27 protein-coding genes and 1 tRNA gene are annotated in these 24,963 nt (G+C 68.1%); 14 read left to right on the top strand and 14 right to left on the bottom strand.

The window, feature by feature from the left end:
* Window positions 1-26: 26 nt before the first annotated feature.
* Window positions 27-428, top strand: coding sequence for an OsmC family protein (locus tag AC1IQ6_RS24350; protein ID WP_102775821.1), 402 nt, complete (start codon window positions 27-29; stop codon window positions 426-428).
* 22 nt (window positions 429-450) lie between these two features.
* Here AC1IQ6_RS24350 and fabI read toward each other — a convergent pair whose 3' ends face one another.
* The 3 genes from fabI to gloB all read right to left on the bottom strand — a co-directional run bounded on the left by fabI (window position 451) and on the right by gloB (window position 3,611).
* Window positions 451-1,236 carry an enoyl-ACP reductase FabI gene (gene fabI, locus AC1IQ6_RS24345; RefSeq protein WP_102775822.1) on the bottom strand — a complete coding sequence of 262 codons (786 nt, stop codon included), beginning with the start codon at window positions 1,234-1,236 and terminating at the stop codon, window positions 451-453.
* Window positions 1,237-1,357: 121 nt separating this feature from the next.
* The gene (locus AC1IQ6_RS24340) at window positions 1,358-2,782 is read right to left on the bottom strand and encodes a transglycosylase SLT domain-containing protein (protein WP_102775823.1); all 1,425 of its coding nucleotides are present in this window, start codon (window positions 2,780-2,782) and stop codon (window positions 1,358-1,360) included.
* A 7-nt stretch (window positions 2,783-2,789) separates the two neighbouring features.
* The gene (gloB, locus tag AC1IQ6_RS24335; protein WP_111826718.1) at window positions 2,790-3,611 is read right to left on the bottom strand and encodes a hydroxyacylglutathione hydrolase; all 822 of its coding nucleotides are present in this window, start codon (window positions 3,609-3,611) and stop codon (window positions 2,790-2,792) included.
* Between the two features lie 19 nt (window positions 3,612-3,630).
* Between gloB and AC1IQ6_RS24330 the strand changes: the two genes are divergently transcribed.
* The 7 genes from AC1IQ6_RS24330 (at window position 3,631) to AC1IQ6_RS24300 (ending at window position 10,606) form a co-directional block, all read left to right on the top strand.
* Window positions 3,631-4,413: a class I SAM-dependent methyltransferase gene (locus AC1IQ6_RS24330; RefSeq protein WP_102775825.1), complete on the top strand. Its 783-nt coding sequence runs from the start codon at window positions 3,631-3,633 to the stop codon at window positions 4,411-4,413.
* A 48-nt stretch (window positions 4,414-4,461) separates the two neighbouring features.
* Window positions 4,462-4,923 (top strand): ribonuclease HI, encoded by a 462-nt coding sequence (gene rnhA, locus AC1IQ6_RS24325; RefSeq protein ID WP_102775826.1) that lies wholly within the window; start codon window positions 4,462-4,464, stop codon window positions 4,921-4,923.
* Window positions 4,924-5,105: 182 nt separating this feature from the next.
* A complete protein-coding gene (locus AC1IQ6_RS24320) occupies window positions 5,106-6,188 on the top strand; it encodes an efflux RND transporter periplasmic adaptor subunit (RefSeq protein ID WP_102775827.1) in 1,083 nt (360 codons plus the stop codon).
* A gap of 33 nt (window positions 6,189-6,221) precedes the next feature.
* The gene (locus AC1IQ6_RS24315) at window positions 6,222-9,338 is read left to right on the top strand and encodes an efflux RND transporter permease subunit (RefSeq protein WP_102775828.1); all 3,117 of its coding nucleotides are present in this window, start codon (window positions 6,222-6,224) and stop codon (window positions 9,336-9,338) included.
* Between the two features lie 4 nt (window positions 9,339-9,342).
* Complete coding sequence (dnaQ, locus tag AC1IQ6_RS24310) at window positions 9,343-10,065, top strand: DNA polymerase III subunit epsilon (protein WP_485865412.1); 723 nt, start codon at window positions 9,343-9,345, stop codon at window positions 10,063-10,065.
* Between the two features lie 59 nt (window positions 10,066-10,124).
* Window positions 10,125-10,199 (top strand) — tRNA-Val (locus AC1IQ6_RS24305).
* 239 nt (window positions 10,200-10,438) lie between these two features.
* Window positions 10,439-10,606, top strand: a complete 168-nt coding sequence (locus AC1IQ6_RS24300; protein WP_168202271.1) for a hypothetical protein — start codon at window positions 10,439-10,441, stop codon at window positions 10,604-10,606.
* On the opposite strand, the gene AC1IQ6_RS24295 is transcribed toward AC1IQ6_RS24300, so the two are convergent.
* The 5 genes from AC1IQ6_RS24295 to AC1IQ6_RS24275 form a co-directional block, all read right to left on the bottom strand.
* Complete coding sequence (locus AC1IQ6_RS24295) at window positions 10,593-11,057, bottom strand: YaiI/YqxD family protein (protein ID WP_102775831.1); 465 nt, start codon at window positions 11,055-11,057, stop codon at window positions 10,593-10,595. The two genes, AC1IQ6_RS24300 and AC1IQ6_RS24295, sit on opposite strands and share 14 nt — an antisense overlap.
* A 4-nt stretch (window positions 11,058-11,061) precedes the next feature.
* The gene (locus AC1IQ6_RS24290; RefSeq protein WP_102775832.1) at window positions 11,062-11,328 is read right to left on the bottom strand and encodes a ribbon-helix-helix protein, CopG family; all 267 of its coding nucleotides are present in this window, start codon (window positions 11,326-11,328) and stop codon (window positions 11,062-11,064) included.
* 41 nt (window positions 11,329-11,369) lie between these two features.
* The gene (locus AC1IQ6_RS24285) at window positions 11,370-12,866 is read right to left on the bottom strand and encodes a TAXI family TRAP transporter solute-binding subunit (protein WP_209165637.1); all 1,497 of its coding nucleotides are present in this window, start codon (window positions 12,864-12,866) and stop codon (window positions 11,370-11,372) included.
* A gap of 2 nt (window positions 12,867-12,868) precedes the next feature.
* Complete coding sequence (gltS, locus tag AC1IQ6_RS24280; protein WP_102775834.1) at window positions 12,869-14,077, bottom strand: sodium/glutamate symporter; 1,209 nt, start codon at window positions 14,075-14,077, stop codon at window positions 12,869-12,871.
* Between the two features lie 126 nt (window positions 14,078-14,203).
* A complete protein-coding gene (locus AC1IQ6_RS24275) occupies window positions 14,204-14,695 on the bottom strand; it encodes a GNAT family N-acetyltransferase (protein WP_102775835.1) in 492 nt (163 codons plus the stop codon).
* Window positions 14,696-14,857: 162 nt separating this feature from the next.
* On the opposite strand from AC1IQ6_RS24275, the gene AC1IQ6_RS24270 reads away from it, so the two are divergent.
* Together AC1IQ6_RS24270 and AC1IQ6_RS24265 are read left to right on the top strand one after the other, a co-directional pair.
* The gene (locus AC1IQ6_RS24270) at window positions 14,858-15,910 is read left to right on the top strand and encodes a glycosyltransferase family 2 protein (RefSeq protein ID WP_485865411.1); all 1,053 of its coding nucleotides are present in this window, start codon (window positions 14,858-14,860) and stop codon (window positions 15,908-15,910) included.
* 1 nt (window position 15,911) lies between these two features.
* Window positions 15,912-17,501 carry a glycosyltransferase family 39 protein gene (locus AC1IQ6_RS24265; RefSeq protein ID WP_485865410.1) on the top strand — a complete coding sequence of 530 codons (1,590 nt, stop codon included), beginning with the start codon at window positions 15,912-15,914 and terminating at the stop codon, window positions 17,499-17,501.
* Here the strand turns inward: AC1IQ6_RS24265 and AC1IQ6_RS24260 are convergent.
* On the bottom strand, window positions 17,455-17,850 hold the full coding sequence (locus tag AC1IQ6_RS24260) for a GtrA family protein (RefSeq protein ID WP_485865409.1): 396 nt from the start codon (window positions 17,848-17,850) through the stop codon (window positions 17,455-17,457). The two genes, AC1IQ6_RS24265 and AC1IQ6_RS24260, sit on opposite strands and share 47 nt — an antisense overlap.
* 36 nt (window positions 17,851-17,886) lie before the next feature.
* Between AC1IQ6_RS24260 and AC1IQ6_RS24255 the strand changes: the two genes are divergently transcribed.
* Window positions 17,887-18,699, top strand: coding sequence for a ChbG/HpnK family deacetylase (locus AC1IQ6_RS24255; protein ID WP_102775839.1), 813 nt, complete (start codon window positions 17,887-17,889; stop codon window positions 18,697-18,699).
* Window positions 18,700-18,857: 158 nt separating this feature from the next.
* Here the strand turns inward: AC1IQ6_RS24255 and AC1IQ6_RS24250 are convergent, their stop codons facing one another.
* Window positions 18,858-19,721 carry a LysR family transcriptional regulator gene (locus AC1IQ6_RS24250; protein ID WP_111826966.1) on the bottom strand — a complete coding sequence of 288 codons (864 nt, stop codon included), beginning with the start codon at window positions 19,719-19,721 and terminating at the stop codon, window positions 18,858-18,860.
* Between the two features lie 111 nt (window positions 19,722-19,832).
* Here AC1IQ6_RS24250 and AC1IQ6_RS24245 point away from each other — a divergent pair, with 111 nt between their 5' ends.
* On the top strand, window positions 19,833-20,306 hold the full coding sequence (locus AC1IQ6_RS24245; protein ID WP_111826713.1) for a multidrug/biocide efflux PACE transporter: 474 nt from the start codon (window positions 19,833-19,835) through the stop codon (window positions 20,304-20,306).
* 16 nt (window positions 20,307-20,322) lie between these two features.
* Here AC1IQ6_RS24245 and AC1IQ6_RS24240 read toward each other — a convergent pair whose 3' ends face one another.
* Together AC1IQ6_RS24240 and AC1IQ6_RS24235 are read right to left on the bottom strand one after the other, a co-directional pair.
* The gene (locus AC1IQ6_RS24240; protein ID WP_111826965.1) at window positions 20,323-21,210 is read right to left on the bottom strand and encodes an alpha/beta hydrolase; all 888 of its coding nucleotides are present in this window, start codon (window positions 21,208-21,210) and stop codon (window positions 20,323-20,325) included.
* A 46-nt stretch (window positions 21,211-21,256) separates the two neighbouring features.
* Window positions 21,257-22,123, bottom strand: coding sequence for a LysR family transcriptional regulator (locus AC1IQ6_RS24235; RefSeq protein WP_485865408.1), 867 nt, complete (start codon window positions 22,121-22,123; stop codon window positions 21,257-21,259).
* Window positions 22,124-22,220: 97 nt separating this feature from the next.
* Here AC1IQ6_RS24235 and AC1IQ6_RS24230 point away from each other — a divergent pair, with 97 nt between their 5' ends.
* Complete coding sequence (locus AC1IQ6_RS24230) at window positions 22,221-22,625, top strand: CidA/LrgA family protein (protein WP_102775886.1); 405 nt, start codon at window positions 22,221-22,223, stop codon at window positions 22,623-22,625.
* Window positions 22,615-23,307, top strand: coding sequence for an LrgB family protein (locus AC1IQ6_RS24225; RefSeq protein ID WP_485865407.1), 693 nt, complete (start codon window positions 22,615-22,617; stop codon window positions 23,305-23,307). Before AC1IQ6_RS24230 ends, AC1IQ6_RS24225 begins: the two co-directional genes overlap by 11 nt.
* A gap of 10 nt (window positions 23,308-23,317) precedes the next feature.
* Here the strand turns inward: AC1IQ6_RS24225 and AC1IQ6_RS24220 are convergent, their stop codons facing one another.
* Both AC1IQ6_RS24220 and AC1IQ6_RS24215 read right to left on the bottom strand, forming a co-directional pair.
* The gene (locus AC1IQ6_RS24220; RefSeq protein ID WP_102775843.1) at window positions 23,318-23,962 is read right to left on the bottom strand and encodes a LysE family translocator; all 645 of its coding nucleotides are present in this window, start codon (window positions 23,960-23,962) and stop codon (window positions 23,318-23,320) included.
* A complete protein-coding gene (locus tag AC1IQ6_RS24215; RefSeq protein WP_209165643.1) occupies window positions 23,959-24,879 on the bottom strand; it encodes a DMT family transporter in 921 nt (306 codons plus the stop codon). Before AC1IQ6_RS24215 ends, AC1IQ6_RS24220 begins: the two co-directional genes overlap by 4 nt.
* Between the last annotated feature and the right edge of the window lie 84 nt (window positions 24,880-24,963).

Raw genomic sequence — 24,963 nt, 5'->3', positions numbered from 1 at the left:
CGAACCCCAGCCAGGAGACTTCACCCATGAGCAGCATCCGCTTGCGCCAGAACGCGCCCAATACCCTGCAGTTCACCGCCACGGCCGAAGGCCATGAGCTTCCGCTGGCGATGCCGCAGCCGCAGGGCGAGGGCCCCGATCCGCACGATTACTTCGATACTGCGCTGGGCGGCTGCAAGGCGCTGACCCTGATGGTGTATTCGCAGCGCAAGGGGCTGCCGCTGGAATCGGTGGGCGTGGAGGTGGTGCGCGACGACAGCGAAGAGCGCAAGGGGATCTACCGCCTGACCGCCAAGCTGACGCTGCATGGCGAGCTGTCCGATGCGCAGATCGACGAGCTGCTGGCGGTGGCCGAGAAATGCCCGGTCCACAAACTCATGACCGCGGTGGACGTGCAGGTCTCGACGCTGGTGGTGCGTCCGGCCTGAGCGGCCGGACGCGCCGCCGGTTTCAGTCTTCCATGCCCGGGACGACGGTGGAGAAGCCGCCGTCCACGTGGGTGATTTCGCCCGTCACGCCGGCGGCCAGGTCCGACAGCATGAAGGCGGCGACGTTGCCCACGTCTTCGATGGTGATGTTGCGGCGCAGGGGCGCCTGGGCCTCGACGAACTTCAGGATGGCCGAGAAGTCCTTGATGCCGCTGGCGGCCAGCGTCTTGATCGGGCCGGCGGAAATGCCGTTGGCGCGGATGCCGCGCGGGCCCAGCGCCGTGGCCAGGTAGCGTACGCTGGCTTCGAGCGAAGCCTTGGCCAGGCCCATGGTGTTGTAGTTGGGAACCACGCGCTCGGCGCCCAGGTAGGTCAGCGTCAGCACCGAGCCGTTGCGGCCTTCCATGAGCGGCAGGGCGGCCTTGGCCATGGCGGGGAAGCTGTAGGCCGAGATGTCGTGCGCCACGCGGAAGGCTTCGCGCGACAGGCCGTCGAGGAAGTTGCCGGCGATGGCTTCGCGCGGGGCGAAGCCGATGGAATGCACCAGGCCGTCCAGGCCGTCCCAGTGCTGGCCGAGTTCGGCGAAGGCGGCTTCGATCTGGCTGTCCTCGGCCACGTCGCAGGGCAGCACGATCTTGCTGCCGAATTCGGCGGCGAATTCGCTCACGCGGTCCTTGAAGCGGTCGCCCACGTAGGTGAACGCCAGTTCGGCGCCTTGCTGGTGACAGGCGCGCGCGATGCCGTAGGCGATGGAGCGGTTGGAAAGCACCCCGGTGACCAGGATGCGCTTGCCGGCGAGAAAGCCCATATTTCTATCCTTTGATTTTTTCCCTTCTGGAGACCGCCTATTTTAAAGAGTTTGGCGGCCCCTCCATTAAAAAGAAAAGGGCGCGCCCGTCGGGGTGCGCCCTTTTGCCGTGCCGTTGCGCTCAGCCCCGCGCGTTGGTGCCGGGGACCCGCAGCGGCGTGCCGACCTTCAGCGCGCTGCCCTTGAGGTTGTTCAGCGCGCGCAGCGCGTCGATCGAGGTGCCGTATTGCTTGGCCAGCGAGTACAGCGTGTCGCCCTGGCGCACCTTGTGGGTGCGCACGTTGGGTCGGGCGCTGGCGACGCGGGCGCTTGCCACGCGCGCGGCGGGCGCCTGCTGGGCGCGGCCGCGCGTGGCCGGGGCCTTCTCGGCGGCGGGCGCCGCGTCCAGCACCGGCGGCGCCAGCGAGGCCAGCTGCACGTTGCCGGCGCTGTCGCCCGGCACCAGCAGGGACTGGCCGGAAGCGGATTTCTGGCGCGAACCGATGTCGTTGATCTGGCGCAGCCGGCTTTCGGTCACGCCGAAACGCTTGGCGATCGAGGCGTAGGATTCGCCGCGGCGCGTGTGGTAGACCTTCCAGGCGCTCAGGTCGCCCTTGTAGTTGGTCAGGTTGGCGTTGAAGATTTCGACGCGGTCGGCCGGCAGCAGCAGGGTGGGGCCGTGGTCGCCGCGGATCAGCGGACGGTTGAACGAAGGGTTGAGCGCCTTGAATTCGTCCAGCGGCATTTCGGCCAGCTTGGCGGCGATTTCGAGGTCGATGTCGCTGTTCTTCTGCACCGTCACGAAGTAGGGCGTGTTGCCCACCGGCGGCAGGGCCACCGCATAGCGCTGCGGGTCGGCGATGATGTTCTTGATGGCCTGCAGCTTGGGCACGTAGTTGCGGGTCTCGTCGGGCATGCTCAGCGACAGGTAGTCGGTGCGCAGGCCGGCGGCCTCGTTCTTGGCCATGGCGCGCTGCACCGAGCCTTCGCCCCAGTTATACGAGGCCAGGGCCAGATACCAGTCGCCCTGCATTTCGAACAGTTTTTCCAGGTAGTCCAGCGCCGCGTTGGTCGAGGCGATGGGGTCGCGCCGCTCGTCGCGCCACCAGTCCTGCTTGAGGTTGAAATGCTGGCCGGTGGCCGGCACGAACTGCCACAGGCCCGAGGCCTGCGAGCGCGACAGCGCGGTGGGGTTGTAGGCGCTTTCGACGAAGGGCAGCAGCGCCAGCTCGGTGGGCAGGCCGCGGCGGTTGATCTCGTCGACGATGAAATACAGGTACTTGCCGGCGCGTTCCGCCATGCGCTGCACCGACTCGGGGTGGGCCGCGTAGTAGTCGGTCCACTGCTGCGAGAGGTCGGTGTTCAGGTTGGGGATGGCGAAACCGCGGCGGATGCGGTCCCAGGCGTCGGCGGGAGGATTGGTGAGGTCCACCGTCCGGGAAGTGTCGCGGGCGATGTAGCGCCCTTGGGAATTGGTGGTGAGATTCTTGCTATCGGGGGATTTGGTTCCTGCGCAACCGGCGAGGACTGCCAGCATCAGCGGCAGAAGGAGTCGGGATAGATTCATCGGGCTGTCACTTGAATTCGTTCTTCCATTCGCGAAGGGAGGCAAATACCTCTACCGGCGTGGCAAGGCTGTGGCCGGCCCAGCGCTCTGCGGCGCGGACGACCTCGGGTTGTTGCGTGCGCAAAAACGGGTTCGTCGCGCGTTCCTGACCGATGGTCGACGGAAGCGTGGGAAGGCCTGCTGCTCTTAATTGCCGGGCCCGCTGATGCCATTGCTGCAGGTTGCGGTTGGCCGGTACGACTGCCGACGCCCAGCGCAAGTTCGCTAGAGTGTACTCGTGTGCGCAAAAAACCTGTGTATCCGCCGGTAAAACAGAAAATTTTTCCAAGGAATCAAGCATTTGCGCGGGGGTGCCTTCGAACAGCCGGCCACAGCCGCCGGCAAACAGGGTGTCGCCGCAGAAAAGAACCGGCTCCACGCCGGCCGCCCGGCCGGTGTAGGCGATGTGGCCGGCCGTGTGGCCGGGCACATCCAGCACGGCCAGGTCCAGGTCCAGTTCGGGTATCAGCACGCGGTCGCCCTGCGCCAGCGGCACGTCGCAGCGCGGCAGGCGTTCTTGCGCCGGGCCATATACGGTAAGGCCTTCGATGCGGGACAATTCGGATACGCCGCCGACGTGGTCGCCGTGGTGGTGCGTGAGTAGAATGGCGCGCAGTCTCAAGCCTTGCTGCTCGAGCAGCCGCAGCACCGGGCCGGCCTCGCCCGGATCGACCACGGCGGCCTGGCCGTCGCGCACGATCGCCCAGATGTAGTTGTCGGTGAAAGCGGGTAGCGGCAAGACCGCGGCGTTGCGCTCGCGGCCGCCGTCGGAGGCGGTCAGGGCTTGCATGGGATTCGAAGGATAGAACGTGGCAGAAGAAGATACTCCGCCGATTGTAGAACTGGCCGAATGGTTCCAGACGCCGCCGGGACAATACGTTCTGGCCTGGGAGCGGGCGCAGTTCGACGCGGCTGTCGCGGACGTATTCGGATATTACGCCTGGCAGGTCGGCCTGGCCGACATGAACCTGCTGGGCGCCAACCGCATGCCGTTCAAGGGATACGTGGGCACCGAGGCGCCCTCGGCCGAGAGCGCGGCCGGCTGGCAGTCGCGGGTGGTGATCGCCCAGCCCGAAGCCCTGCCGTTCGAATCGCAGAGCGTGGACCTGCTGATCCTGCCGCACGCCTTCGAATGCACGCAGGAACCCCACAACGTGCTGCGCGAGGTCGAGCGCGTGCTGGTGCCGGAAGGGCGCGTGGTGATCTCGGGCTTCAATCCCTGGAGCATGTGGGGGGCGCGCACGCGCATGCCGGGCATGGAGCCGTGGCTGCCGCAGCCGCCCTCGTCGCAGGTGTCGCTGCCGCGCCTGAAAGACTGGTTCAAGCTGCTGTCGCTGGAGGTCGAGCAAAGCCATTTCGGCTGCTATGCGCCGGCCTGCCGCAGCGAAAAATGGCTGCAGCGCTGGGCTTTCCTGGAGTCCGCCGGCGCGCGCTGGTGGAGCGTGGGCGGGGCCGTCTATCTGGTGTCCGCCGTCAAGCGCGTGGCCGGCATGCGTATCATAGGCCCCGCCTGGAAGACCAAGCCCAAGCGCGCGCGGGCCGCGTCGGTGGTGGTCAACCGCCAGGCGGACGACGGCTACGACCGCTCCTGAGCGGCCGGCCGGCAACGAATCAAGCACGAAGGAACTCCGGGCAGCACCATGCAGGACAGCAAAGCGAACGAACAGAAAGTGGAAATGTGGACCGACGGCGCCTGCAAGGGCAATCCGGGGCCGGGCGGCTGGGGCGTGCTGATGCGCGCCGGCAGCCACGAAAAAACCCTGCACGGCGGCGAACTCCAGACCACCAACAACCGCATGGAGCTGCTGGCGGTCATCCAGGGGCTGCGCGCGCTCAAGCGCCCCTGCGCGGTCACCATCCACACCGATTCGCAGTACGTCATGAAGGGCATGACCGAGTGGCTGGCCAACTGGAAGCGGCGCGGCTGGATGACGGCCGACAAAAAACCGGTCAAGAACGCCGAACTGTGGCAGCTGCTGGACGAGCAGGTGGGCCGCCATACCGTGTCCTGGCGCTGGGTCCGCGGACACGCCGGCGACCCGGGCAACGAACGCGCCGACCAGCTCGCCAACCAGGGCGTGGAAGCGGCCCGCCGCGCCTGAACGCCCGGGCGCCGGCCCGCAGGGCATTGGGATATACCCTTAAATCGCTTCATCGGGCGAATTTAGTTCTTTCATCCGGCTTCTGGATTGTTCCAGTATGTAAATCCGGGTGCTAAAGTGCCAACCCTCATTCTCCCTTCCTGCGGCGCCCGGCCCGCGCCGCGCGACCGCCACATTCGCGCATGAAAAAAGCAGTATTGCTGGCCGCCGTAGCGGCGGGATTGGCTGCGGGAGCGGCGCTCGGCGTGCTGGTGCCGCGCTGGCTCGCGCCTGCGCCGCCCGCCGTCCAGGCCGCCGCCCAGGCTCCCGTCGCGCCTGCCGCGCCGGTGCGGGTCGAGGTGGCCGCCGTCAAGGAAATCCCGTTCGCGCGCGGCCTGTCGGCCGTGGGCAGCCTGCGGTCCGACGAATCGGTGGTGCTGCGCCCGGAAGTCGCCGGCCGCATCCAGTCCATCGGCTTCAAGGAAGGCCAGCCGGTCAGGCAGGGCGAGGTGCTGATCCGCCTGGACGATTCGGTGCCGCGGGCCGAGCTGGCCCAGGCGCGGGCCAATCTCACGCTGGCGCAAAGCCATTTCCGGCGCTCGGTGGAGCTGCAGGGCAAGGGCTTCGTCAGCCAGCAGGCGCGCGACGAGGCCGCCAGCAACCTGAAGGTGCAGGAAGCGGCCGTGGCGCTGGCGCAGGCGCGGCTGGACAAAATGACGATCAGCGCGCCGTTCGGCGGCATTGTGGGCCTGCGCAGCGTGTCGGTGGGCGACTACGTGAACCAGGGCCAGGACCTGGCGCCGCTGGAGGCGATCGACCCGCTCAAGGTGGATTTCCGCGTGCCCGAAATGTATTTGAGCAAGGTGGGCGTGGGCCAGCAGCTGACCCTGCGCCTGGACGCGCTGCCGGGCCAGGAGCGCCAGGGCATGGTCTACGCCGTCAGCCCGCTGGTCGACGCCGGCGGCCGTTCGATCCTGCTGCGCGCCACCGTCGCCAACAAGGACGCGGTGCTGCGCCCGGGCATGTTCGCCCGCGTGCAGCTGCTGTTCAGCCAGGACAAGGCGCTGGTGGCGCCGGAAGCCGCGCTTTCGCCCTCGGGCGAGACGCAGTACGTTTACCGGGTCAGGGACGGCGTGGCCGAGCGGCGCGAGGTCACCATCGGCGAGCGCCGCGAAGGCCGCGTGGAGATCCTGACCGGCGTGGCCGCGGGCGACCAGCTGGTGGTCTCGGGCCTGCAGCGGGTGACGGACGGCGCGGCCGTGACCGTGCTGGGCAACGGCGCCTGAAGCCGGCCTTTTTCTCTTTTGGGCGGTGGCGCAATGCGTATCTCGGAAACCTGTATCAAGCGGCCGGTATTCGCGTCGGTCCTGTCGCTGATCATCGTGCTGATCGGCCTGATCTCGTATTCGCGCCTGACCGTGCGCGAATATCCGAAGATCGACGAGCCCATCGTCTCGGTGGACACCACCTACAAGGGCGCCTCGCCCGAGGTGATCGAATCCCAGGTGACCAAGCCGCTGGAGGACCAGCTCGCCGGCATCGAGGGCGTGGACGTAATGACTTCGCGCAGCCGCTCCGAACGCAGCCTCATCAACATCAAGTTCAACCTGTCGCGCGATCCCGACGCGGCCGCGGCCGAAGTGCGTGACAAGGTCTCGCGCGCCCGCCGCTTCCTGCCCGACGAGATCGACGAGCCCATCATCGGCAAGGTCGAGGCGGACTCCCAGCCCATCATCTACATCGCGGTGGAGTCCGGCACGTACTCGGCGATCCAGACTTCCGACTACATCAACCGCTACATCAAGACCCGGCTGTCGGTGCTGCCGGGGGCGGCGGAAGTGCGCGTGTTCGGCGAGCGCCTGCCGTCCATGCGCATCTACGTGGACCGCGACAAGCTTGCCGCCTACGGCCTGACCGTGCAGGACGTGGAGGCGGCGCTGCGCAGCCAGAACGTGGAAATCCCGGCCGGGCGCATCGAGTCCCGGGCGCGCGAATTCTCGGTCGTGTCCTCGACCGACCTGCAGACGCCGGCGCAGTTCGAGGACGTGATCGTCGCCAACGTCAAGGGCTATCCCGTGCGCCTGCGCGACGTGTCCAAGGTGGAAATCGCCGCGGCCAACGACCGCATCCTGTCGCGCTTCAACGGCAAGCCGGCGATCAACATCGGCCTGACGCGGCAGTCCACCGCCAACCCGCTGGAGCTGTCCAAGGCGGCCCGCGAGGAGGTCGAGCGCCTGAACGAGAACCTGCCGGCGGGGATGCGGCTGAACATCGCCTACGACTCGTCGGTGTTCATCGAACGCTCGATCGACTCGGTGTTCAACACCATCGGCGAGGCCATCGTGCTGGTGGTGCTGGTGATCTTCTTCTTCCTGCGCAACCTGCGCGCCAGCATCATTCCCATCGTCACCATCCCGGTATCGCTGGTGGGCGCCTGCGCGCTCATGTACCTGTTCGGCTTTTCCATCAATACGCTGACCCTGCTGGCGATGGTGCTGGCCATCGGCCTGGTGGTGGATGACGCCATCGTGGTGCTGGAGAACATCTTCCGCCACATCGAGGACGGCATGCCGCGCAAGGAGGCCGCGCTGCGCGGCTCGCGCGAGATCGGCTTCGCGGTGGTGGCGATGACGATGACGCTGGTCACCGTGTACGCGCCGCTGGCGTTCGCCACGGGCCGCACCGGGCGGCTGTTCATCGAATTCGCGCTGGCGCTGGCCGGCGCGGTGCTGGTGTCCGGCTTCGTGGCGCTGACGCTCACCCCGATGATGTGTTCGGTGCTGCTGCGCCACCAGAGCAGCCACAGCCGCTGGTACAACCTGATCGAAGGCTGGCTCGACGCCCTGAGCAATGGCTACCGGCGGGTGCTGGCGGCCTCGCTGCGCCATCGCTGGATCGTGGTGGCGGTGGGCCTGGCGGTGGCGGCCGCCAGCGGCGTGCTGTTCAAGGTGGTCAAGAGCGAACTGGCCCCCGTCGAGGACCGCGGCGTGGTGTTCGGCATCGTCAGCTCGCCCGAGGGCGCCACGCTGAACTACACGCTGGAAAGCATGCTGGGCATCGAAAAGTTCTACGCCGATATCCCGGAGGCCAGCGGCAGCCAGGTGACCGTGGGCTTTCCCACCGTGACCGACGGCACCGCCATCCTGCGCCTCAAGCCCTGGGAAGAGCGCGGCCGCCGGCAGCAGGCCATCACCCAGGAGCTGCAACCGCTGTTCGCCTCGCTGCCGGGCGTGCGGGCGTTCCCCACCAATCCGCCGTCGCTGGGCCAGTCCGCGCGTTCCAAGCCGGTGCAGTTCATCATCATGAGCCAGGCCTCGTACGTGGAGCTGGCGCGCCTGACCGACGTATTCATGGCCGAGCTGCGCAAGTATCCCGGCCTCATCAACCTGGACACCGACCTGCGCCTGAACACGCCCGAGCTGCGCGTGCGCGTGGACCGAGACAAGATGGCCGACGTGGGCGCCAACGTGGACACGGTGGGGCGCACGCTGGAATCCATGCTGGGCGGACGCCAGGTGACCCGCTACAAGGACGAGGGCGAGCAGTACGACGTCATCGTCCAGGTCACGCCGCGCGACCGCGCCAATCCCACCGACATTTCCGGCATCTACGTGCGCGCGCGCGACGGCAGCATGGTGCAGCTGGACAACCTGCTGGGCGTGCACGAAGGCGTTTCGCCGCAGTCGCTGAACCACTTCAACCGGCTGCGCGCGGTCAAGATCGACGGCGCCGTGGCGCCGGGCTACGCGCTGGGCGAGGTGCTGGCGCACATGCACCAGGTGGCGCGCGACGTGCTGCCCAACACCATCGTCACCGACCTCGACGGCCAGTCGCGCGAGTTCCGCGACTCCTCGGGCAGCATCTATCTGGTCTTCGCCATGGCGCTGGCCTTCATCTACCTGGTGCTGGCCGCGCAGTTCGAGAGCTGGCGCAACCCGTTCATCATCATGCTGTCGGTGCCGCTGTCTATGACCGGCGCGCTGCTGGCGCTGTGGCTGACCGGCGGCACCCTGTCCATCTACAGCCAGATCGGCCTGATCACCCTGGTCGGGCTGATCACCAAGCACGGCATCCTGATCGTCGAATTCACCAACCAGCTGCGCGACGAGGGCAGGGAACTGTTCGAGGCCGTCATCGAGGCCAGCGTGCTGCGGCTGCGCCCCATCCTGATGACCACCGGCGCCATGGTGCTGGGCACCGTGCCGCTGGCGCTGTCCTCGGGCGCGGGCGCGGAATCGCGCCAGCAGATCGGCTGGGTCCTGGTGGGCGGGCTGATGCTGGGTACACTACTGACCTTGTTCGTCGTGCCGGTGGCCTACACGCTCATCGCCACCGCACGCAAGAAACCCGGCCAGGCCGGCAGCGCAGCGCATTCCGCGGATTCCGTTCCGTCCCCGCATACGCCGCCGGCCGCGCCCGCCCAAGCGTCGGAATAGTTTTATGCGCCAGATCATCTTTGACACCGAAACCACGGGACTGGATCCCGCCCAGGGCCACCGCATCGTCGAAATCGGCTGCGTGGAGCTGGTCAACCGGATGGCCACGGGCAACAACCTGCACATCTACCTGAACCCGGACCGCGACAGCGACCCCGAGGCGCTGGCGGTGCACGGCCTGACCACCGAATTCCTGTCCGACAAGCCGCGCTTTGCCGACATCGCCGATGAATTCGTGCAGTTCATCCAGGGCGCCGAGCTGATCGCGCACAACGCCGCGTTCGACGTGAAATTCTTCAACGCCGAACTGGCCAGGACCGGCCGCGGCCCGATCAGCGATTTCTGCGAGACGGTCACCGACTCGCTGCTGCACGCACGTTCGCTGTTCCCCGGCAAGCGCAACTCGCTGGATGCGCTGTGCGACCGTTTCGGCATTTCCAACGCCCACCGCACGCTGCACGGCGCCTTGCTCGACTCGCAGCTGCTGGCGGAAGTCTGGCTGGCCATGACGCGCGGCCAGGACGCGCTGCTGATCGACGTCGAAGAGGGCGGCTCGGCGGGCGCCGACGGCCTGGTGCTGGGCAGGTTCGACGCCTCCGGCCTGCCGGTGATCAAGGCCAGCGACGAAGACCTGGCCGAGCACGAAGCCTATCTGGCCGCGCTGGACAAGGCCGTGGGCGGCGAATGCATCTGGCGTAAACTGGACGCGCCGGCGCCGGCCGCATGAAGTTTTTCGGGGTGACTTGCACACGTTCAAAAAAACGTGCTAATATTTCGCCTCTTTCGGGGTGGTTAGCTCAGTGGTAGAGCACTGCCTTCACACGGCAGGGGTCACTGGTTCGAACCCAGTACTACCCACCAAAGACCCTTGAGAGACAACGCCAGGCCACCAGCCGGCCGTTGTCGGCGTCCAAGGTAAAACGACGCAGCAAAAATAGCCAACCCTTGCGGTTGGCTTTTTTGTTTTTCGCCTATGTTTGGCCGGGTGTTGATATTGCACAACCCCGCGCGCGCCGATTGAGCCGCGCGGCCTGCCAGCTGTCTATGATGGATACCGCGGGGACACATCCACAATAAACCCGCGCAAACTGGAGATGGCGATGTTCGCGAATACCAATACCATGATCATCATCATCGTCACGGCCGTGGCCCTCATGCTGGTGGGCTTCGGGCTGCGTGACCGCAATATCGGCATGGGGCTGATGGGGCTGGGCCTGGTGACGGCGCTGGGCACCATTATCTACAAGGCGTACATCACGTTTTATTGAGCTGGCGCGCCGCGCGCGACAGCAGGGCGTCGAGCTGGTTGGCGAAGGCCTTGCGGTCGGCGTGGCTGAACGAGGCGGGGCCGCCGGTGTCCACGCCGCCGGCGCGCAGTTCTTCCATCATGTCGCGCAGCGCCAGCCGTTCGCGGATGGTGTCGGGCGTATAGCGTTCCCCGCGCGGGTTCAGCGCCATCGCGCCTTTTTCCAGGACTTGCGCGGCCAGCGGGATGTCGCCGGTGATCACCAGGTCGCCGGGCGCGGCGCGTTCGGCGATGTGCGCGTCGGCCACGTCGAAGCCACGCGGCACCTGCACGGCGCGGATCAGCGGCGAGGGCGGGGTGCGCAGCGGCTGGTTGGCCACCAGGGTCAGCGGCCGCTGCCAGCGTTGCGCGGCGCGGAACAGAATGTCCTTGATGACCGCGGGGCACGCGTCCGCATCGACCCAGATGTGCATCGCTTTACGCGCCCAGCGCCTTGCGCAGCGCCTCGGCCACGATCTCGTTGGTGGACACGCCGCGCTCGGCGGCCGCGGCGCGCAGCCGGTCGGCGTCGGCCTGCGACAGCTTCAGCGGGAACGGCACCAGGCCGGCGGCCTGGTCCAGCTTGCGCTGCTCGCGCCGGTCGGGCGCGTTCGAGGCGCTGCCGTAGCGGTCCGGCGTGCCGGCCTGCTTGAGCTGGCCGGCCAGTTTCAAGGCCTGGTTTTTCTGCAGATCGAATTTATTCATGGGGTTTCCTGATGAGGAGCGCCATCATAAGCGCAACGGCCTCATCGCGGCTTGGCCTTCTCCAGTTCCGTCAGGCCCTCCTGGGCGCCGTCGTGCAGCGGCACGGTCAGTCCGCGCCGCGCGGTGGCGATGGAGACCTGGCTGCCCTGGGTCGATCCCGCGGCCAGCAGGTCCTGTCCGGTCGAATAGACGGCGCGCACGATCACCAGGGCTTCGTCGCGGGTCAGGTCCGCGGTGGTGAGCAGCAGGGCGGCCATGCCGACGGTGGGGATCGCTTCGACCTGGTTGGGATAGGTGCCGGCGACGATGTCCAGCGGCATCAGCGAACTGTCGGCCGCCGTCAGCGCCTTGATGGCGGCGGGATCGAGCGGCAGCAGCTTCAGCCGGGCCTGGGTCAGCGCGTCGCGCAGCGGCGTGGCCGGCACGCCGATCACCTGGGCGGCGGCGTCGACCGAGCCGGAATTCAGCGCCGGTAGCGAGGCCGCGAACGGGGTGTCTGCGACCTGGTAGTCGCGTCCGGCCTGCAGCCCGTGCGCGGCCAGTACCGCCTCCAGCGTGGCCCGCACGGCCGAGCCCTCCGGACCCAGCGCGACGGTCTTGCCCTTCAGGTCGCGCACGCCGCGCACCGAGGCGTCGTCGCGCACCACGATGTGGACCAGTTCCGGATACAGGCTGCCCAGCGCCCGCAGGCCGGTGAACGGCCCCTGGGCCGCGAACGGGCCCTTGCCGTCATAGGCCAGCCGCGCCGTATCGGCCTGGGCCAGTCCGACCACCGCGTCGCCGCTGCGCAGCAGCGCGATGTTCTCGGCGCCGCCGCCGGTGATGAGCGGGGCGACGCGGACCTGCCGCGAGCGGGCCACGTCGCGCAGCGCGCGCGCGAACGCCACGTATTCGCCGCGGTCGGGGCCGCCGGCCAGCGGATAGCCCTGCTGCATGCGGGCCAGCCGGCCGTTGATGCGCGCCACCGAGCGTTCCAGTTCCTGCTGCACCACGTGCTGGGCGGTGCTGGAGCCGGTGTAGGCGACGGAATGGGTGATCTGGTCCAGCGAGTCGAGCAGCTGGCGCGTGACCGGCGGCGGCGCGCCGGTGTCCAGGCTGGGGGCCTGGGCCGCCTTGAAGCCGGCCGGCGTCACCAGCTTCCAGTCCTGGCCGTCCTGCCGGTAGATCGCGCTGGCGTGCGCCACGATGCGGTCGCCGGCCTGGTTGCCGCCGGATTTCACGCCGCTGATGCTGCGCGGACCCGCGCCCAGCAGCGTGACCAGCGAGGCCGCGCCCGGCTGGTCCCAGGCGCCCAGCGAGACGTCGCGGGCCAGGTCCAGCGCGACGTCGTAATAGACCACGCGGCGGGTTTCGCCGGCGGGCGCGCCGTTGTCGACGGCCGATCCCATGCGCTTGAGTTCGGCGATCCGGAACAGCCCTTCGCCATAGGCGGCGTTCAGGCTGCGCTCGACGTCGCCGCGCAGCGCGTCGGCGTCCGGCGCGCGGCCGCAGGCGGCCAGCGTCAGGCACAGCAATACGAGGATGAGACGTTTGAACATGCTTACATCCCTCCCACGAACGGCAAGGAGATCAGCGAGGTCAGCACGATCACGTTGAGGATGTCGACCAGGAACGCGCCGGTGACCGGCACCACGATGAAGGACTCCGGCGCGGGGCCGTGGCGGCGCGTGAGCGCCTGCATATTGGCGATGGCGGTGGCGGTGGCGCCCAGCGAGAAGCCGCAGAAGGCGGCCGACATGACGGCCGCTTCGTAGTCGCGCTTGAGCAGGCGGAACACCACCCAGGCCGCGTACAGCGCGCAGAACGCCGTCTGCACCACCAGCATCAGGGCCAGCGGGCCGGCCAGGCGCGCCACGCTGGACAGGTCCAGCGTCATCATGGTCATGCCCAGGAACAGCGACAGCGAGATGGTGCCGATGATGTCGGTGACGCGGTCGTCCAGTTTCAGTCCCAGGCGCTCGCCGCCGTTGCGGATCACCACGCCCGTGGCCAGGCACCACAGGAAATTGGGCAGGCTGACCGGGGCGTCCTCGACCAGCGCGGCCAGATAGCCGCCCACCACCAGCGCGACGAAGGCGGCCGTCAGCGACACGATGAAGGAGCCGGCGGTGGTCGGGCCCTGGTCTTCGGTCAGGTCGGGGGCGTCATGCTTGTCGCCGGGCGCGTGGTCCAGGCTGCCGGCCAGCTTGTGGCGCCGCATGATCCATTCCGCGACCGGGCCGCCCACCACGCCGCCCAGCACCAGGCCCAGCGTGGCCGAGGTCATGGCCAGCGCCATCACGTCCTGGATGTTGTTGAAGTCGGCGAAGCGCGTGGCGTAGGCCGCGCCCGTGCCGTGCCCGCCCACCAGCGTGATGGTGCCGCCCAGCAGGCCCATCAGCGGATGCATGTCCAGCAGCCAAGCCATGCCCAGTCCCACGGCGTTCTGCAGGACCAGGAACGGGATCAGGGCCAGCAGGAACGCGATCAGCCTGGGGCCGCCCTTGGCCAGCAGCTTGAGGTTGGCGGTCAGGCCGATGCAGCCGAAGAACAGCAGCAGCAGGGTGGGTTTGATGCTGGTTTCGAGCGAGACGGAGATTCCGCCCCAGGTCGACAGCAGGTAGGCGATCACCGCGAAAAGCAGGCCGCCCACGATGGGATCGGGAATGCTGTAGCGGGCAAGAAACCCGATGCGGGTGGTGAGCACCCGTCCGACGACGAGCACCAGGCAGCAGGCCAGGAGGGATTGAACGGGCGAAAGCGAGATCATAGATACCTTTGCGCCCTGTCGGGGCGCAGTTAGATTTCCGGCTTCGGGAACCCTGCCGCCTCACACACGTGCGGCTTATGTTACGTCCGCGGCGGCAACGTTGTACATGGGGGGACGGAAGCGGCGCTACAGCGGCAGCGCGCGGGACATGTAAAGCGCTTGCGGGCCGTAGCCGGCAAGCTTTTCGGCCAGGCCGGCCGCTGCGACGTCCATGGGCGCGTAGCCGTGGCGCCGCCAATAGCCGGTCGCCGATTCCAGCGATACCAGGCTGGCCCGGCGCAGGCCAGCCTGCCCGGCGGCCGCCGCGGCGGCGCGCAGCAGCGCCTGGCCGACTCCCAGGCCCTGGGCCTGCGGCACGACCGCGCAATCATGCAGGAACCAGTGATCGGCCTTCGACGGCAGCGCTGTCAGCGCGACGTCGAGGGCCGGCGGCAGGCCCGCGTCCCAGGGATAGGAGATCAGATAGCCCAGGAGGTCGCCGCCTTCGGCGCGCGCGACCCAGCAGTGGGCAGGCGCGAGCGCCAGGCGGTTGAGGAAGAACGCCGCGCTCTCCAGCAGGAAATCGGGATAGGCCAGGGTCTGGGCGGCGAGGATGCCGTCCACGTCGCCGGCAAGCATGGGCCTGACTCGGTATTGCATGACTAACGGGAAAAACTGGAATCGGGCGCATTGTAGCGATGCCAACCTGTCCCCGCTTTGCTTGCGGCATTTCATGAAAATTCGACGAGCCCCTGCGCATACTGCCCGCCATAGTGTCCTGCAATCCGAGTTCAGCATTCCATGCATATCCAATTCCGGTCCGATCCCATAGCCGCCCAGGTGCTGGCCAAATCGTTTCCCGTGGAAGCGTTCTGGTCGACGCAGGCGGCCAACGTGCCGTACGACACCTGCGTGACCTGCGTCATCCCCTGCCTGAATGAATGCGACAACCTGCGGGTGCTGCTGCCCCTGCTGCGCAGCCGCCTCACGGCGCTGTGCTCCAGCTGGGAAGTGATCGTGGCCGACGACGGCAGCACCGACGGCACCGAGGCGCTGATGGCGCAATGGACCGAGCACGCCGGCTTTCGCTACGTGCAGCTGTCGCGCAATTTCGGCAAGGAAGCCGCGCTCAGCGCCGGCCTCGAGGCCGCCGCCGGCAATGTGGTGATCTGCATGGACGCCGACCTGCAGCATCCGCCGGCCCTGATCGAGCAGATGCTGGCGCGCTGGGCCGCTGGCGCCGAAATGGTCTATGCCGTGCGCGAAAGCCGCGCCGACGAATCCTGGCTCAAGCGCTGCGGCGCGCGCTGGTTCTACAAGCTGCTCAGCGGCGCGCGCGGCGTGGACGTGCCGCCGCATGCCGGCGATTTCCGGCTGATGGACCGTAGCGTGGTGGACGCGCTCAACGCGCTGCCCGAACGCACGCGCTTCATGAAGGGCCTGTACGCCTGGGTCGGCTTCAAGGGCGAGGCGCTGGTCTATACGCCCGACGAACGCATGCACGGCGACAGCCGCTTCAGCGGCATGCGCCTGTTCCGCCTGGCGCTGGACGGGCTTACCGCCTTCACCACCTGGCCGCTGCGCCTGGTGAGCCTGGTGGGCGTGGCGTTCGCCCTGATGGCGCTGGCCTACGCGGCCTATCTCGTGGCCGACTACCTGCTGTCCGGCAATCCGGTATCGGGCTGGACCACCATCGTCACCGCCGTGCTGTTCTTCGCCGGCGTGAACCTCATTTCCCTGGGCGTGGTGGGCGAGTACGTCGCCCGCATCTTCGACGAGGTCAAGGGCCGCCCCTTGTTCGTGGTGCGCCGCCGCCAGGGCCGCACCTGCCATCCGGACCAGGACCCGCACTGACATGTCCGCCATGACGCAACCGGGGCGTTCCAACTGGACCCCGCCGGCAGGACGCTTCCTGCTCGCCGTCGGCGCCTGGCTGGCGTGGCTGGCCTGGCTCAGGCCCCTGACGCTGCCCGACGAAGGCCGCTACGCCGGCGTCGCCTGGGACATGCTGCGCAGCGGCTCGCATGCCGTGCCGCTGCTGGACGGCATGCCGTACTTCCACAAGCCGCCGCTCTATTACTGGCTGACCGAGCTGTCCTTTTCCGTCTTCGGCGTGCATCCGTGGGCGGCGCGGGTGCCGTCCTGGCTGGCGGCCTGGGCCACGGCGGCGGCGCTGTACGGTTTCGTGCGCCGCTACCGCGACGCGGCGGCCGCCACGCTGACCGTGCTGATCCTCGCCACCATGCCGTTCTTCTACGGCGGGGCGCAGTTCGCCAACCTGGACATGCTGGTCGCCGGCATGATCGCGCTATGCCTGCTGGCCGCGGCCGACGCGGTGCTGCGCGCCGAGCGCGGCCAGGCCTGGCGCCGGATGTCGCTGGCCGCCGCCGCGCTGGCGGCGCTGGCGGTGCTGGCCAAGGGCCTGATCGGCGTGGTGCTGCCGGGCGCGATCCTGTTTCTCTGGCTGACGTGGAGGCGGTACTGGCGCGGCCTGGCCGTGCTGTTGTGGCCGCCGTCGATACTGCTTTTCATCGCGCTGGCCGCGCCGTGGTTCGTGCTGATGCAGCTGCGCTATCCCGGCTTCTACGATTACTTCTTCGTCTACCAGCATTTCCAGCGCTTCGCCGCCGGCGGCTTCAACAACGCCCAGCCATTCTGGTTCTATCTGCCGGTGGTCGCCGGGCTGAGCCTGCCCTGGTCCTTGTGGGGCGGCGCCATCCTGCGCAAGTCGTTCTGGGCCGACGGCCCGGCGCGCGACCTGAGGCGCTTCGCGCTGTTGTGGCTGGGCGTCGTGATCGTGTTTTTCTCGCTGCCGCATTCCAAGCTGGTGGGCTACGTGCTGCCGGTGCTGGCGCCGCTGGCCTTTTTGCTGTCGGAAGCCATCCTGGCGGCCTGGCGCCGCGAGACCGAGCCCGTCACGCAGCGTCTGGTCCGCCTGAGCGCGGCCGTGGCCGCCGGCATCTGCGTGATCGCGGTGGGCATCGCCGCGCACAATGCGCGCGGCAGCGCCAGCCCGCTGGCCAAGGTGGTGCGCGAGCAGGCCAGGCCGGGCGACACCTTCGTGTCCCTGCACTCCTATCCGTTCGACCTGGCCTTGTACGCCCGGGCGCCGCGGCCGATGTGGGTGGTGGACGACTGGCTCAACCCCGAGGTGCCGGTGCGCGACAACTGGCGCAAGGAACTGTACGACGCCGCCAAGTTCGATCCGCAGACCGGCGAGCAGGTATTGCTTGGCGCGGCCGAATTCAACCAGCGGCTGTGCCGCGCGCCGGATGGAGCGCGCTACTGGGTATGGGGCACCGCCTCGGACAATCAGGCCTATCTACCGCTGCAAGGCCTGGCGCCCGCGGTCACCAGCGCGAAGTACATGATGTGGCGGGTGGAAGTGGACGCGGCCCTCAGGCAGCGGGTCTGTGGCGGAATGCCCAGAGCCGGCCTGCAATAAAGGTCGCGACGGCAAGCCCGGCCAGTATCAGGGCGAGCAGGACATCGTAGCGGATGGCCGTGCTGTGCAGCAGCCACGCGTAAGCGGCTTCGTTGATGGCGAAGCCGGCGGCTGACACGAGAAAGAAACGGCGCGCTGCTACTGTCCAGGGAATAGTCGAATGTCGGAACGTCAGACGATAGTGGCCCAGGAAGGAAACCACGAAGGCGATCAGCCAGCCGATCAGGTTGGCGGCCAGCGGCGGCATCCCGAAGGCCTCCACGCAGCCCACGGCGACAGCCCAATGGGTGGAGGCGGCGGCGCATCCGACGGCAATGAAGGTGCTTACTTGTTGCAGCAGGGCGCGCATGGAAAGCGTGGCGAAATGGAAGTAAGGGGTATTGCGATGAGCAAACGTATCGTGGTCTGCGGGGACGATTTTGGCATGAATGCCGATATCGATGAAGGCATGATCGAACTGGCCGGCATGGGCCGCCTGAGCGCGGTCAGCTGCCTGTCGCAAGGGCCGTCGTTCGCCGCCCACGTGCGGCGGCTCGCGCCGCTGGACGTGGACGTCGGCCTGCACGTGAACTTCACCGAACAACTCGATCCGAACGCCGAAGCGCTGCCCGCGCTGGGCCGCCTGATCCTCAACGCCTACGCCGGACGCCTGGACGCCGCCTGGATCGACGCCCGCCTGCAGCGCCAGTTCGACGCCTTCGAGGCCGCCACTGGCCGCGCGCCCGATTACGTCGACGGCCATCAGCACGTGCACCAGCTGCCGGGCATCCGCGCGCGCCTGTTGCTGCTGCTCAAGCGCCGCTATGGCGAGAACCGGCCGTGGCTGCGTCAGACCGCGCCCGGCATGCAAAGCGGCATCCCGCTGCGTGAAGCGTTTAAGGCCCGCATCATCGGCGCGCTGGGCGCGGCCGCGCTGGCGCGCGAGGCGCGCGCCGACGGCCTGCGCACCAATCGCCGGCTGCTGGGCGTCTACGGCTTCGAAGGCGGCAAGCGGCACTACGCCGGCCTGCTACAGAACTGGCTGTTCAACGCGCGCGACTGCGACCTGCTGATGTGCCATCCGGCCGCGGCCAGCCAGGACGGCTGCGCCATGTCGCGCCAGCGCCGCGCCGAATTCGACGTGCTGGCCAGCCCCAAGCTGGGTGATTGGCTCAACGTCAACGGCGTGCATATTTCGCGGTTGCCGGCTGGGGCGTGATGGGTTTCGCGCGCTCGATACTCGGGCTTTTAGCTGGAAAATCTCGCGCTGCACCCATCCTACGATGCAACTCGTAGGATGGGTGCAGCGCGCAAATTCCTTGGCAAGAACACGAATATCGAGCGCGCGAAACCCATCACGCCCCACAAAGAAAAAACCTACCCACTAGTCAGGCTCTGCAGCAGCCACGCCCCGGCCGGCCCCAGCGCCCGGCGCCGCGACCAGACCGCATCGACCCGGATGTGGCGCGGCCAGCCCGGCGCCTTCAGCTCGGTCAGCTGGTCCTGCCCGAACCGCTGGATCATCCAGCGCGGCAGCTCGGTCCAGCCGAAACCCCGGCTGGCCATTTCCAGAAGCATCAGATAACCCGGCGCCGACCAGGTCGAATAGGCCGGCTCGGTGTCCTTGTCGCCCAGCTCGAAGGTGCTCAGGCGCAGCGCGCGCTCGGACTTCAGCTGGTCTTCGGTGACGCTGGGCAGCTTGGCCAGCGGATGGTTGCGTCCCACGCACAGCACGATCTCCGACAGTTCCGCCAGCGTGGCGTGGGCCACGTCGGGCGGATAGGTATCCTGCGCGGCCATCAGGCCCAGGTGCGCGCGCCCCTGCTGCACCAGGGCCACCACGTCCTCGTATTCCGCGATCAGGCATTCGAAGCGCAGCGCCGGATAGCGCTGGTCGATCTGGCTGAGCATGGTCTCGAAGGTTTCCGACTGGAACGTATCGGACAGCACCAGGGTGAGCCGGGGCTCCAGGCCCTCGGCCAGCTGGCTGGCGCTGCGGTTCAGGCGATCGTTGGCGGCCAGCACCTGCAAGGCCTGCCCCAGCAGCACCTGGCCGGCCTCGGTCAGGGTGGGCTGGCGCTGGCTGCGGTCGAACAGGGCCACGTTCAGGTCCACCTCCAGGTTGGCAATGGTTTCGCTGATGGTGCTCTGGCTTTTGCCCAGCTTGCGGGCCGCGGCGGAAAACGTGCCTTCCGAGGCGACCTGGGCGAAAGCGGCCAGGGATTCCAGTGAATGGCGCATGGGATGTCCGGCAAAATAGATATCGGTTTTTCCGATGAAAACCATCTTTATCGTACCGGAAATATCGTGGAAAATCCGTTCCGTTCAGTAGTAACCGACCTCAGGTGGGTCATGACGCAAGCCAAGAAATCCCTCAAAGAACGCTTTTTCCACGCCTTTCTGTTCGAAGTCCTGGCCATCGGCCTGTGCGCGCCGGCGGCCGCCTGGGCCATGGGCAAATCCCTGTTCGAGATGGGCGTGCTGACGGCCGTGATCGCCTGGATCGCGCTGGTCTGGAACATGATCTACAACGCTGGATTCGACCGAGTTGAGAACCACTACGGCTGGACCCGCAACCTGAGGGTCCGGGTGCTGCACGCCTGCGGCTTCGAGATCGGCCTGATCCTGATCGTGATCCCGCTGGCCGCCTGGTGGCTGAGCATCAGCCTGTGGCAGGCCTTCGTGCTCGATATCGCGCTGGTGCTGTTCTATCTGCCGTACGGCTTTCTGTACAACCTGGCCTACGACCGCTCGCGTCCCTACGTCATGAAATGGCTGAGCCGCAACGAGCCGGTCGCGGTCGCGCGCCAGACGCCCTGCGCGTAAGCGCGCCGGCGCGGCTTCAGCCCGCGCGGCCGCGGTAGGCGCGGCTGGCGTCGCGCATGAAACTGCCGACGGCGGTTTCGTACTGCGCGCCGCTGCGGAAGGCGCCCGAATGCGAGGCGCCTTCGATCTTCACCAGGCGCTTGAGGTCCGGCGCCACGTTGCGCGCGGCGGCGTAGAGCTCGTCGCTCATCGTATGCGGCACGACGCGGTCGGCGGTGCCGTGCATGAACAGCATGGGCGTGTGCAGGCTGGCCAGTTTCTCCACCGAATCGAAGGGCTGGGTGACCAGCAGGCCGGCGCCCGGCATCTTGCCCCAGCGCAGCGTGGCCAGCATCGCGCCGATGCTGGTGAAGCTGGATTCCACGATCAGGCCGGCGAAGTCCGGCTGTTCCGGACGCGCGGCCAGGTCGATGGCGATCGCGCCGCCCAGACTGTGGCCATAGATGAAGCGGCGCGCCGGGTCCGGCTGCAGCCGGGCCAATTCCTTGAGACCCGCGATGGCGTCTTCCTGGGCGGTGCGCTCGGAAGGCAGCAACGCGGTCGAGGCCCCGAAGCCGCGGTAGTCGATGGCCAGTACGGAATAGCCCATGCGCGTCCAGCCCTCGATGCGAAAGGCGCTGCCGTTCAGGTTCCAGCGCGCGCCGTGCAGGTACAGCACGGTGGGGGCGTCGGCCCGCGGGCTCTGCCAGTACCAGGCGCGCACGTGATCGCCGCCGGCCAGCGGCAGGTCATATACCTGGGTGCCGGCGGCCGGCTCGCGCCACCAGGTCTGGGGTTCGGCCTGGGGCGAGAAAATCGTCTGGCGTTGCCAGGAGTCGAGCTGGGTGCAGCCCACCACGCCGGCGCCCGTGAGCAGGGCGGCGGCCAGCAGTCGGCGCAGGGCGGGGCGGGATAGTGCGGGCATGAACGATATGACCCGGGCAGGGCGGCGGGGTTCCGGCATCAGCATACTAGCGGGTCAGCGCCAGCCAGGCCTGGGCGGCGTGCGACAGATAGCCGCCGCGGCGCCAGACCAGCACCATTTCCCAGTCCGTGCCAGCGTCGCGCAGCGGCACGCGGGCCACGCCGGCATGCAGTTCCTCGCGCGCCTTCAGGCGCGGCAGAAAGGCCACGCCCAGGCCGGCCGCCACCAGCGCCACGATGAAATCCACCTGGCTGCTGCGCGCCGCGATCGTGGGGGCGAAGCCGGCGCGCTGGCAGGCGTCATGCAGGATGCGGTTGAGTGCGAAGCCGGTCTCGAACAGGATGAAAGGCGAGTCCCGCAGCTCGCGCAGGCTGACCGACGCGGCGCCCGCGCTGGGATGGTCGGCGGGCATCAGCGCCACCAGCGGCTCGCGCGCCACGGGCTGCCATTCGAAATGCTCGGGCACCGGCTTGAGCGAGGCCGCCAGCTCGATTTCGCCGGCCATCACCATTTCCTCCAGACGCCGGCTGCCGTGTTCCACCAGGCTGATTTCCACCTGCGGATAGCGGCTGCGAAAGCGCGCGAAAAGCGGCGCGAACAGCGTGCTGCTGCCCAGCGGCGGCAGGCCCAGCCGCAGCACGCCGCGCTTGAGGCCCTTCAGTTCGTCCAGCTCCGCGTACAGGTCGTCGCGCTGGGCCAGCATGGCCTGCGCGCGGCGGTAGACGATTTCGCCGGCCGCCGTCAGCCGCGGCGGCTGGGCGTGGCGGTCCAGCAACGGCATGCCCAGCTCGTCCTCGAGCTGGCGCACCGCCTTGCTGACGGTGGGCTGGGTGGCGTAGACGGCCTTGGCCGCCTGGGAAAAACCGCCCCGGCGGACCACCTCGACCAGCGCGCGCAGGGGGCGCAGTTCCATGGTTATGCCTGATTGGAATACGGTGGATTCAATGAATTCATTTTATCTATGGCGCGCGCCGGCGTAAAACATAGGTATGCCGCTGGAAGTCCTGCCGATGTTTTTGTCCCGTTATTCCATCCTCGCGCGCAGCGCCCTGCGCCGCAGCCGCGTCCTGCAAATCTGCCTGATCGTCCTGTTTTCCTGGCTGGGCCAGGCGCTCGCCGGGTGGCTGGGGCTGCCCATACCGGGCGCGGTCATCGGCATGGCCATCGTGCTGCTCCTGCTGGCCACGCGCCGCCTGCCGGTGCGCAGCGTGCACCGCGGCGCCAGCTGGCTGCTGGGCGAAATGCTGCTGTTCTTCGTTCCCGCCGTCATGTCGCTGCTGGACCACCGCGAATTCCTCGGGCTGCTGGGGCTGAAGCTGCTGGCCGTCATCGTGCTGGGCACCGTGCTGGTGATGGCGGGCACGGCGCTGACCATAGACCTCTGCTACCGCTGGATGAACCGCCATGCCGGTTGATTTCAATCTGCTGTTCTGGCCGGCGGCGACGGTGCTGGCCTACGCCGGCGCCCGGCTGTTCTACCGCCGCTACGCCTATTGGTGCACCTCGACGCTGGTGGTGGCGCCGGCCCTGCTGCTGGCGCTGGCGATCGCGCTGCACACCGGCTATCGCGACTACATGGCCGGCTCGCACTGGCTGATGGCGATGCTGGGCCCGGTGATCGTGGCGTTCGCGCTGCCGCTCTACCAGCAGCGCGCGCTGATCCGCCGCTACTGGCCGGTGCTGGCCGCCGGCGTCGCGGTCGGCAGCCTGGTGGCCGGCGCCAGCGCGTGGTTGCTGGGCAGCCTGCTGGACCTGCCGCCCGACCTCCGGCTGAGCCTGCTGCCGCGTTCGGTGGCCACGCCTTTCGCCGTGGAAGTGTCCACACACGTGGGCGGCATGCCCGACCTGACCGCGGTGTTCGTGATCGTGACCGGCGTGTTCGGCGCGGCCATCGGCCAGCTGATGCGCCGCTGGCTGCCGCTGCGCTCGGCCCTGGCGCGCGGCGCGCTGTTCGGCATGGGCGCCCACGGCGCGGGCACCGCCAAGGCCCGCGAACTGGCGGCCGACGAGGGCGCGGTGGCCGGCCTGGTCATGGTGATGGCGGGCCTGTTCAACGTGCTGGTCACGCCGGCCGTGGTGGTGGCTTTGCGGGCCTAGTCCGGCAGGGTCAGTGCACCAGTTCGAGGGCCACCGGATACAGCGAGGCCACCAGCAGCAGCGCCATGCTGATGTTGAAGGCGCGGATCGCCCAGGGCCGGTGCAGCACGCGGCGCAGCGCCGTGCCGAAGGTGACCCAGATGCCGATGCTGGGCAGATTGACGATGCCGCAGACCAGCGTGGCGATGACCAGGTTGGCGAAAAAGCTGTTCTGCGGCGTGTAGGTGGCCACCACGCCCACGGCCATCACCCATGCCTTGGGGTTGACCCACTGGAAGGCCGCGGCCTGCAGGAACGTGAAGGGCTTGCCGCGCACCTCGCCGTCCTCCATGGCGCCCGAATTGGCGATCTTCCAGGCCAGGTACAGCAGGTAGGCCGCGCCCACGTACTTCAGCACGGTGTACAGCTGCGGCATCTGCTGGAACACCGAGCCCAGCCCGACGCCCACCAGGAAGATCATCAGCGTGAAGCCGAGGTTCACGCCCAGCAGGTGCGGCATGCTGCGGCGAAAGCCGAAGTTCAGGCCCGAGGACGCCAGCATCACGTTGTTGGGGCCGGGCGTGATCGAGCTGACCAGCGCGAACATGGCCAGCGGACCGAGCAGGGACAGCGACATCAGGGGCACGTCGGCCCATTGGGAAGGGAGCAGATTCATTTAGGGGTCCTGACTATGGCGCGGCGTCCGCCGGCGATCACGACGATCACGGCGGCGGCGAAGAAGAAGGTCGCCGTTTCCACGGATTCGTCAAACAACGCTGCCGCGGCCACCACCGTAAGAAAGGGCTGCAGCAACTGAACTTGTCCCACGCGGGCGATCCCGCCCACGGCCAGGCCGCGATACCAGGCGAAGAATCCCAGGAACATCGAGCCGAACGCCAGGTAGGCGCAGGCCAGCACGACCGACGAGCTGGGCCAGCTGGCCTGCGCGGCCATCCAGCCTACGGGGGCCGCCACGACCGGGGCGCTGATCACCAGCGCCCAGCATATTGTGCGCCCGCCGCCCAGCGTGCGCGAGGCCCGCGCGCCTTCGGCATAGCCCATGCCGCCCAGCACCACCGCCACCAGCAGCCACAGATCGCCCAGCGACAGCGTGCCGTGGCCCTGGCGCAGGGCGTAGGCGGTGACCAGCGCGGCGCCCAGCAGGGCCCAGGCCCAGAATGCCGGCGACGGGCGCTCGCCGCTGCGCAGCGCCGCGAAGGCCGCCGTCGACAGCGGCAGCAGGCCGTTGAACACTGCGCCGTGCGACGAAGGCACGGTCTGCATGGCGAAGGAGGAGGCCAGCGGCCAGCCCACCACGATGCCCAGCGCGGCCAGGATCACGCCGGGCCATTCCTCGCGGTTCGGCCGCCGCGCGCGCGTCAGCCACAGCAGCGCCACGGCCGGCACCGCCGCCACCAGCGCCCGGCCCAGCCCGATCAGCAGCGGGTCCAGTTCGGCCACGGCCAGCCGCGTCATGGGCAGCGTCAGGGAAAAGACCAGCACGCCCAGGAAGCCATAGGCGTAGCCCTCCCAGACGGGGCCGGCCGCCTTGGCGGCGGCCGGGGAGGAGGGATAGAACGCAGGACGGGTCATGGGCGCCACCAGTTGCAGGTTTTCGTGATTGCTGCCACTCTACGCATAGTCATCGGTACAGTACCGGTACACTTTGGCATATCA

This window comes from Achromobacter sp. MUI-25009338 (assembly GCF_057359325.1).
Note: the sequence above shows the minus strand (reverse complement) of the source record. Positions and strands in the feature narration are given on the sequence as shown.

Coding starts and splice junctions, on each gene's coding strand:
- AC1IQ6_RS24235 (WP_485865408.1), bottom strand. CDS start 22,123: ATGGAACTGCGCCCCCTGCGCGCGCTGGTCGAGGTGGTCCGCCGGGGC.
- AC1IQ6_RS24215 (WP_209165643.1), bottom strand. CDS start 24,879: ATGACCCGTCCTGCGTTCTATCCCTCCTCCCCGGCCGCCGCCAAGGCG.
- gloB (WP_111826718.1), bottom strand. CDS start 3,611: ATGCAAGCCCTGACCGCCTCCGACGGCGGCCGCGAGCGCAACGCCGCG.
- AC1IQ6_RS24275 (WP_102775835.1), bottom strand. CDS start 14,695: ATGCTTGCCGGCGACGTGGACGGCATCCTCGCCGCCCAGACCCTGGCC.
- dnaQ (WP_485865412.1), top strand. CDS start 9,343: ATGCGCCAGATCATCTTTGACACCGAAACCACGGGACTGGATCCCGCC.
- AC1IQ6_RS24300 (WP_168202271.1), top strand. CDS start 10,439: ATGTTCGCGAATACCAATACCATGATCATCATCATCGTCACGGCCGTG.
- AC1IQ6_RS24320 (WP_102775827.1), top strand. CDS start 5,106: ATGAAAAAAGCAGTATTGCTGGCCGCCGTAGCGGCGGGATTGGCTGCG.
- AC1IQ6_RS24285 (WP_209165637.1), bottom strand. CDS start 12,866: ATGTTCAAACGTCTCATCCTCGTATTGCTGTGCCTGACGCTGGCCGCC.
- AC1IQ6_RS24250 (WP_111826966.1), bottom strand. CDS start 19,721: ATGCGCCATTCACTGGAATCCCTGGCCGCTTTCGCCCAGGTCGCCTCG.
- AC1IQ6_RS24260 (WP_485865409.1), bottom strand. CDS start 17,850: ATGCGCGCCCTGCTGCAACAAGTAAGCACCTTCATTGCCGTCGGATGC.
- gltS (WP_102775834.1), bottom strand. CDS start 14,077: ATGATCTCGCTTTCGCCCGTTCAATCCCTCCTGGCCTGCTGCCTGGTG.
- AC1IQ6_RS24290 (WP_102775832.1), bottom strand. CDS start 11,328: ATGAATAAATTCGATCTGCAGAAAAACCAGGCCTTGAAACTGGCCGGC.
- AC1IQ6_RS24240 (WP_111826965.1), bottom strand. CDS start 21,210: ATGCCCGCACTATCCCGCCCCGCCCTGCGCCGACTGCTGGCCGCCGCC.
- AC1IQ6_RS24230 (WP_102775886.1), top strand. CDS start 22,221: ATGTTTTTGTCCCGTTATTCCATCCTCGCGCGCAGCGCCCTGCGCCGC.
- AC1IQ6_RS24270 (WP_485865411.1), top strand. CDS start 14,858: ATGCATATCCAATTCCGGTCCGATCCCATAGCCGCCCAGGTGCTGGCC.
- AC1IQ6_RS24225 (WP_485865407.1), top strand. CDS start 22,615: ATGCCGGTTGATTTCAATCTGCTGTTCTGGCCGGCGGCGACGGTGCTG.
- AC1IQ6_RS24340 (WP_102775823.1), bottom strand. CDS start 2,782: ATGAATCTATCCCGACTCCTTCTGCCGCTGATGCTGGCAGTCCTCGCC.
- AC1IQ6_RS24265 (WP_485865410.1), top strand. CDS start 15,912: ATGTCCGCCATGACGCAACCGGGGCGTTCCAACTGGACCCCGCCGGCA.
- AC1IQ6_RS24295 (WP_102775831.1), bottom strand. CDS start 11,057: ATGCACATCTGGGTCGATGCGGACGCGTGCCCCGCGGTCATCAAGGAC.
- fabI (WP_102775822.1), bottom strand. CDS start 1,236: ATGGGCTTTCTCGCCGGCAAGCGCATCCTGGTCACCGGGGTGCTTTCC.
- AC1IQ6_RS24315 (WP_102775828.1), top strand. CDS start 6,222: ATGCGTATCTCGGAAACCTGTATCAAGCGGCCGGTATTCGCGTCGGTC.
- AC1IQ6_RS24255 (WP_102775839.1), top strand. CDS start 17,887: ATGAGCAAACGTATCGTGGTCTGCGGGGACGATTTTGGCATGAATGCC.
- AC1IQ6_RS24245 (WP_111826713.1), top strand. CDS start 19,833: ATGACGCAAGCCAAGAAATCCCTCAAAGAACGCTTTTTCCACGCCTTT.
- rnhA (WP_102775826.1), top strand. CDS start 4,462: ATGCAGGACAGCAAAGCGAACGAACAGAAAGTGGAAATGTGGACCGAC.
- AC1IQ6_RS24220 (WP_102775843.1), bottom strand. CDS start 23,962: ATGAATCTGCTCCCTTCCCAATGGGCCGACGTGCCCCTGATGTCGCTG.
- AC1IQ6_RS24350 (WP_102775821.1), top strand. CDS start 27: ATGAGCAGCATCCGCTTGCGCCAGAACGCGCCCAATACCCTGCAGTTC.